Annotated in this window: 5 protein-coding genes and 1 pseudogene; 1 reads left to right on the top strand and 5 read right to left on the bottom strand. The window is 57.2% G+C overall.

Annotation, left to right across the window (positions count from 1 at the left end):
- Positions 1-304 precede the first annotated feature (304 nt).
- The 5 genes and pseudogenes from AC1Q5S_RS22000 to AC1Q5S_RS21980 all read right to left on the bottom strand — a co-directional run bounded on the left by AC1Q5S_RS22000 (position 305) and on the right by AC1Q5S_RS21980 (position 4568).
- Positions 305-1843 (bottom strand): IS3 family transposase, encoded by a 1539-nt coding sequence (locus tag AC1Q5S_RS22000; protein ID WP_492239433.1) that lies wholly within the window; start codon positions 1841-1843, stop codon positions 305-307.
- 64 nt (positions 1844-1907) lie between these two features.
- Positions 1908-2708, bottom strand: a complete 801-nt coding sequence (locus AC1Q5S_RS21995) for an IS110 family RNA-guided transposase (protein ID WP_492239432.1) — start codon at positions 2706-2708, stop codon at positions 1908-1910.
- 227 nt (positions 2709-2935) lie between these two features.
- Positions 2936-3208, bottom strand: a pseudogene (locus AC1Q5S_RS21990) (transposase); the annotation flags it as partial.
- Positions 3209-3231: 23 nt separating this feature from the next.
- On the bottom strand, positions 3232-3381 hold the full coding sequence (locus tag AC1Q5S_RS21985) for a hypothetical protein (RefSeq protein ID WP_492239431.1): 150 nt from the start codon (positions 3379-3381) through the stop codon (positions 3232-3234).
- Entirely contained in the window at positions 3378-4568 is a 1191-nt protein-coding gene (locus AC1Q5S_RS21980) for a P-loop NTPase family protein (RefSeq protein WP_492239430.1), read from the bottom strand. The genes AC1Q5S_RS21985 and AC1Q5S_RS21980 overlap by 4 nt, the downstream gene beginning before the upstream one ends.
- Before the next feature lie 286 nt (positions 4569-4854).
- Here AC1Q5S_RS21980 and AC1Q5S_RS21975 point away from each other — a divergent pair, with 286 nt between their 5' ends.
- On the top strand, positions 4855-4977 hold the full coding sequence (locus AC1Q5S_RS21975; RefSeq protein WP_257790107.1) for a hypothetical protein: 123 nt from the start codon (positions 4855-4857) through the stop codon (positions 4975-4977).
- Positions 4978-6199 lie beyond the last annotated feature (1222 nt).

The following is a 6199-nucleotide window of genomic DNA, read 5'->3' as shown; positions in this document are numbered from 1 at the left end:
GGTCTACCCAGACCACCCCCGCGCCAGTGCTAGCTTTGCGTACCGTCACTTATTGCACTGAAAACGAGGAGACCCCAGTTCCTGCAGCCCTTTCCTGCTGGGGGCCTGCGGGCGGGATAGGTCCACGCGATCCTGAAGAGACTTTGGAGTACCTTGTCCCCCTCTCAACTCAGCAATGAACCAACCGTTTGAAATGAAACAGACCACGCTGTGGGCGCGCATGTTGCGCCTGACTGCAATCCTGGTGTTGGCGCCGATTCAAAATTGAGCCACCGGGGGGTGCGGATAAAAACTTGGACTGGTTTTATGCCGCAAGTCCAAGGCTCACCCGGTATTCGATCGGGCTGAGGGCCCCCAGGGAGATCTTGATCCGCTTCTCGTTGTACCAACGGATGTAGTCGTCGAGCACCTCAATGAACTGCTCAACTGTGACGCTCTTCCAGTCCCGAGGATAGAACAGTTCATTCTTCAACCGACCGAAGAAGCCCTCGCACGCTGCGTTGTCAGGCGAGCAGGCCTTGCGGGACATCGAGCGTGTGAGCTTGGCCTCGCTCATTCTGGATAGCCAGCCAGGCCAGCGGTAGTGACCTCCGCGGTCTGAGTGGACCACTGGTCGATCGCTTGTCTCTGTGACGGTCTCGATGGCTGCATCCAGCATGGTGTTGACCAGCTCTGCATCCGGACTCGTGCCGATGGTCCAGCTCACCACCATCCCGTCGAAGCAATCGATGATCGGCGACAGGTAGACCTTGCCTGCAGGGATCTGGAACTCCGTGATGTCGGTCAGCCATTTCTTGTTGGGGGCTGCTGCCTGGAAGTCACGGTTGATGATGTTCTCTGGTGCCGGGCTGATCTCGCCCAGGTAAGACGCATACCGACGCCTCTTGGGTTTTGCAACGACCAGGCTCTCTTGCTTCATCAGCCGCTGTATCACCTTCTCGGAGATCGGGCCTTGCTCTCTGGCCAGTGAGGCTTGCAGCCTGCGGTAGCCATAGCAGCGGTGATTGGACTCGAAGATCTCGGTGATGGACTGGCGCACCCTCACGTACTTGTCTCCGATTGCCGCGCGGGCCCGATGGTAGAAGTACGAGCTACGCGCAAGACTCAACTGTGCAAGGAGCTCTGGCAGGCCATAGTGCTCCCTGAGGGCGTCAATCAGCAGTGTCTTCTCCCGGTTGGACAGGAGCTGCAGATCGACGCCCAGGCCTTTTTTTAACAGTTCATTGGCCTTGTTCAAGAGGTCCTGCTCAAGGCGCAGTTGCCTGACTTCGTGGCGCAGTATCTCAACTTGGCGCTCGAGCTCTTCACGCTCTTGCGCCTGCGGTGATCGATCGGTGTGTTTCATTGATGCGGGTGCCTCACGCCCCAGAAGCTGGTTCTTCCAGTTGTACAACGTTGGCCGGCACACGCCGAGCCTGTCGGCAACAGCCTGTGCACTTTCCTGCCGGGTGCAAAGCTCCATCACTCCCGCGTGCTTCAAGCTCTCGGGATATCTTCGCTGGCCCACACTGCCGACAAGGGCCATCCTGGCTTCAGGGAATGCCTCGCGGACCCACTTGGTTAGCGTTCCACGCCCTGGATAGCCCAGCGCCCTCATGGTGGCAGCGATGCATCGATCATGTGTGAGGTAGTGCTCGATGGCCGCTGCCTTCTGGCCCTGCGAGAACTTCGGCTGCCGACGGGCATATCCCAGCGGCAGGTCGAGCCGCTGCTGATACTCGCGGTACCACCCCTTCAATGCATTCTTGGTTGGGTAACCCAGCTGACGGATGGTCGGGCTGGTGCGTTTGCCGAGCTTGATGTAGAGCTCAACGGCTCGGATTCGGTCTTCGTAGGAATACATGAACTACCTTCTAGTAGTCCAAGTTTTCGTCCGCACCCCCTAGTGGGTTAGGTTTGCGTGGAAATCAACACAGTGGGGTCTCCAACTTCGGTCTGTCCGCGTTCAGCACACGCAACGAGTTTTCGATCTGCTTATCGCAGTCCGCGATACGAGCCTGGTACGCGTCGAACAGCGCCAGTGCCTGCGACAGCGCGAACACGTGCTCGGGCTGATAGTTGCCGACAAGTGCGCAACGGATGGTTTGTAGACTTTCGTGGCAGCGAATGTCACGCATGGACGCTAGCACGTCAGGATCCTGCTCACCCGCCACGATGGCGCGAATGATCTTTAGGCCGGTCACGCCACTGATATCACTGATGACATGATGCAGTTGCAGGTTCATCAACGTCAGCGCCTTTTGCATGTGCTGCATGTGAGCCGACGCGTATTCCAGATGACGGTCTCGGATCCGCATGTAGGCACGCAACGCAGCAATTTCGCGTGCTGGCTGGAAGCTGGCCCGAAGAAGGCCGCAGGCGTGAAGGCGCTGGAGCCACTGAGCGTCATTGACGTCGCTCTTTCGACCCGGAACGGCCTTGCAATCTCGCGCGTTGGCGAGCACAACGGTCAATCCGTGCGCCTCCAGAATCTCGTAGACCGGTATCCAATACACCCCCGTTGACTCCATTGCCACGGTGGTGATACCGATGGAGACCAGCCAATTGGCCATCTGCTCGATATCGGCAGTGAAGCTCTGGAAAGTGCGAACCGGGTTGTCGCTCAATTCCGGCGGTATGGCCGCGACTTGAATACGTGAACCGATATCGATGCCTGCGGCTCTGGCGTTGACGATCGGCAGACCGATCACCTTCCCACTTTTGGACATAGCAACCTCCTGTAGGCGATGCGCCGGACAGGGGAGCGGAATAAATCAATTTCCTAATCGGGGTCGCACGGGGCGCCACCACAGCTGGGTCCGCAAATTCCCCAAGGGCCACGTTTTTTGACGGGGACGAAAGCCTCCAAAAAGCTGACGGCCACAGTCCGGCCACGTCAGTGTAGGCATACCCGTGTTTCTTGCCACTGGGACGGGGCAGCGCCGCGATGGACGTTTTTTGCGATGTCGCGCTCCATGCGAAGGCGAGTATTCTCGGCGCGCAGCCGGGCAATCTCCATCTGCTCGGGCGAGACTTTGGCCGCCTTGTCGGCGCTGCCCACGCCGTCCAGCTCTCCCTTGGATGACAGTCGCACCCAGTTGCTCAGACTGGCCTTGGGAATGCCCAGCACCTTGGCCACTACCGCAATCGCCTGACCAGCTCGCACCTGCCGAACCGCCTCCAGCTTGAACTCTCGCGTGTACTGCGCACGCACCTGCTTGTCACTCATTTCTCAACTCCTCGTCGGTATTTTCAACAAGGGTCAAGAACTCCACTTTTCGGGGGCAAGGTCAGCTGGTCGATCCAGTTGCCCAGGTAGCTGTAACCCAGCCGTTGCTGGAACAGGGCCACGACACGGGCCTGGGTTGCTTTTTCAATCTGGCCGACCGTGACAGCGTTCAATTTGACCCCCCATCAGGCCCAGTCTGCGACGGAGCACCCAGCAACTGCATCGCTTTTCTCTGCTGCCATGCTTGCCGCACGAAAGGGTCCGCCACAGCGTACACACCATGCGACTGGCGAAGGATCAAGTTGGCCGTGATCATGCGATCAATCATGTTCTGTACCTGCGGCGTATCTACCGGCATGCCGATCTGGTCTGAGTAACTGTTGATGGCGTCCGCAGAAAACAGTTTGAACTCGCCGGATTCGTTACCTGAGACAACCCGGTCAAAGATGGCTGAGGCCAAGGCTCCGAGGCCCTCAATCGTTGCGATTTCCACCTCTGCGGCTGCTGAAGCCAGGGTCGAACAAATGATGGGGAAGGCAATGTCGGGCGCCTCGGGTCGTGACTGGAGCAGAACCAGCGCGCTCTGCAACTCCTCGGGTCGCTGGCCAACCGCCAGAAAGCCCTGAACCATCACTTCGTGCGATGGCAGCTTGATGCCCTTGATTTGCCCCAGTTGATCCCTCTTCCAGCTGACAAAGCCTGAGCCCAAAGGCTCATACCCGGTGGACACCGCACCCGCGAAAGGTTGAGACCGGCGGGTGGCCATGTCTGCTACCAGCGACTTGTGCGAGCCGGTGCCCAACACCAGCAGGTGTCCAGGTGTGCCTGGGCGGGTGTTGACGGCATCACGGGCCGCCTTCAATGCAAACAGCAGGTTGGTCCCGTCCTCGGTCCCCAGCGCATGCTGCACCTCGTCGATGATGAGCACCACGTCGGTCTTCACCTTGTCCACCAGCTCGGTGAACACGTGACCCAATGTGGCGCCACCCGGCTTGCCCACGGCATCCAGCTGGAACCCAAAGGACAAGCCCGCCGCGCTGATGTTCAGGCCCTTGAAGCGCGCCAACAAGCCGGTGCCGGACGCCGACAATGCCGACAGCGTTTCCTTGACGGCTTCATGCACGAGCGAGGCAGGGCTCTTACTGCGATCCGCCCAGAGGTCCACGTAGATCACCAAAGCCTCCATGGACTCCAGCGCCGGGATCAAGTCCTGCCGAAGAAATGTGGTTTTCCCGATGCGGCGGATGCCAGAAAGAAACACACCAGAGCGCACCTGCACTTGTAGCGCACTGGGCTTCAACAACTGCTGAGCCATGTCAGCTGCGTACTCGGGGCGGTGGAAAACGGGCTCAGTCGTCATTGAAGTATCCAATTTTATCTGTGGTTGATAATTATCAGTCTTGGATAATTTGTTGTAAACACAAGGTGGACTGCTCCATTGGTCAGCCCTGGCAGGTTCAAGCTTTCATCTGACCTTGCCCTCGTTTCGTGTAGCTCTTAGCCCGACGATTACGCGGCCTTTTTCCGCTGTGCCTTGTACCAGCGTTGCTCGAGGCCGGCTCTTACCCAAGCTGGTCTTTGCAAACGACACCATTTTTGGGTGGTACTATTTTTCCCAGATGCACTAACTGGAAAAGGAGAGTGATATGCAAGGCATCATCGTCTTGAGCATCATTGGCACCCTCATCACAGTTGCAGCCCTTTGGGTTGCAACCAATGACAGCAAGGCTTCGAACACCGAGGACGACAGTCAGCATCACGCCGTCTGACCAACAGGCGGCACAGCCGAAGGCGCCTTTGCGGCACTCTTGCGGCAGCAAGCCAGCGAACCAACCTCAGGGTTAGACGCTGGCATTTTTCAACCCTGACGGGCCTCTTTCTGCCCCACGGGGCCGGTCCCGTCCAACTTCTGGACGAACCATGAAGGGGTGCGGATAAAAACTTGGACTGGTTTGATGCCGCAAGTCCAAGGCTCTCCCGGTATTCGATGGGGCTAAGAGTGTTGGCGCCGATTGAATCTTGACAGGTGCTCGAGACTCCAAAAAACTAAAGCTCAATGGCGCGCTCGCAAAAGTATAGTGGCGTTCCGCAGGTGATTTGCAGGAAGCGAAAATACTTGCAAGATCAATGAGAACCTACAAATTCGGGTTTGATGAGAAAGTTCGGGTTCGATGTGAGAACCTACAGCAAGACGAATTCTCACGAAATCTCGACTTTTGGGAAAAATCTGAATGTTCGTGAGAACCTACACAAACGCCCACATCAAAGGAGCACGCGGTGAATCTTGCGCAACAAACCGGAATTCCGAAATCCCGCCCAGCAATGAGCCCCGCGACCAGCTCGCGCGCACTCACCCCGCCCTATCCCAGGGCAATCAGCCTGAATCACCGATCCGATCCAGCTGCAATCTTTCTCAACTCGAATCAAGGTAGCCAACCTCAATCCATCCCGATATCCAGTCCCGTCTTTGGAGTATTTTTAGTGAAGTCTCCCGGTGCAATGTGTGAAAAAGAACGGAACACACAATGCAGCTCCCCCGCGTGGACGGTGTGGAACACAAGCAATTAGCATCCGGTTTGATCCGTACATCATTGGTACGTAATCAACCCGGTAATAACTTGTGCCCATTCACCCGCTATGGGTCACCAAGGTAAACGCAACAAGGCGTCGTCCAAGGCAGGCAGTGCCGTAAGTGGCAAACTGAGTTCGATCATCGGTCGAACCTCTGCACTCTACTTTCTACGGAACCCAGGCGATGGGCGCCGCACGCGTTTCAATATCCGGCATCGGACATTCCGCTCTTCATCTGCTCACCTCACTTACACAGTGGCCATGGAAAATTTTTTCCGGGCGTGTGTACGAGGGCAAATGTGGCTTTGGAATGTCCAACACAACGAAGCACTTAGGCTTCTGGCTGTTGATTTCCGCGTAATCCTGACCCCGGTTTTTCATCCAATATTGACCCCACCTGTTGGGGTGTAGCCGGGCTAC

Source organism: Acidovorax sp. GW835-FHT14B10, from assembly GCF_058793725.1.
Note: the sequence above shows the minus strand (reverse complement) of the source record. Positions and strands in the feature narration are given on the sequence as shown.

Coding starts and splice junctions, on each gene's coding strand:
- AC1Q5S_RS22000 (WP_492239433.1), bottom strand. CDS start 1,843: ATGTATTCCTACGAAGACCGAATCCGAGCCGTTGAGCTCTACATCAAG.
- AC1Q5S_RS21995 (WP_492239432.1), bottom strand. CDS start 2,708: ATGTCCAAAAGTGGGAAGGTGATCGGTCTGCCGATCGTCAACGCCAGA.
- AC1Q5S_RS21980 (WP_492239430.1), bottom strand. CDS start 4,568: ATGACGACTGAGCCCGTTTTCCACCGCCCCGAGTACGCAGCTGACATG.
- AC1Q5S_RS21975 (WP_257790107.1), top strand. CDS start 4,855: ATGCAAGGCATCATCGTCTTGAGCATCATTGGCACCCTCATCACAGTT.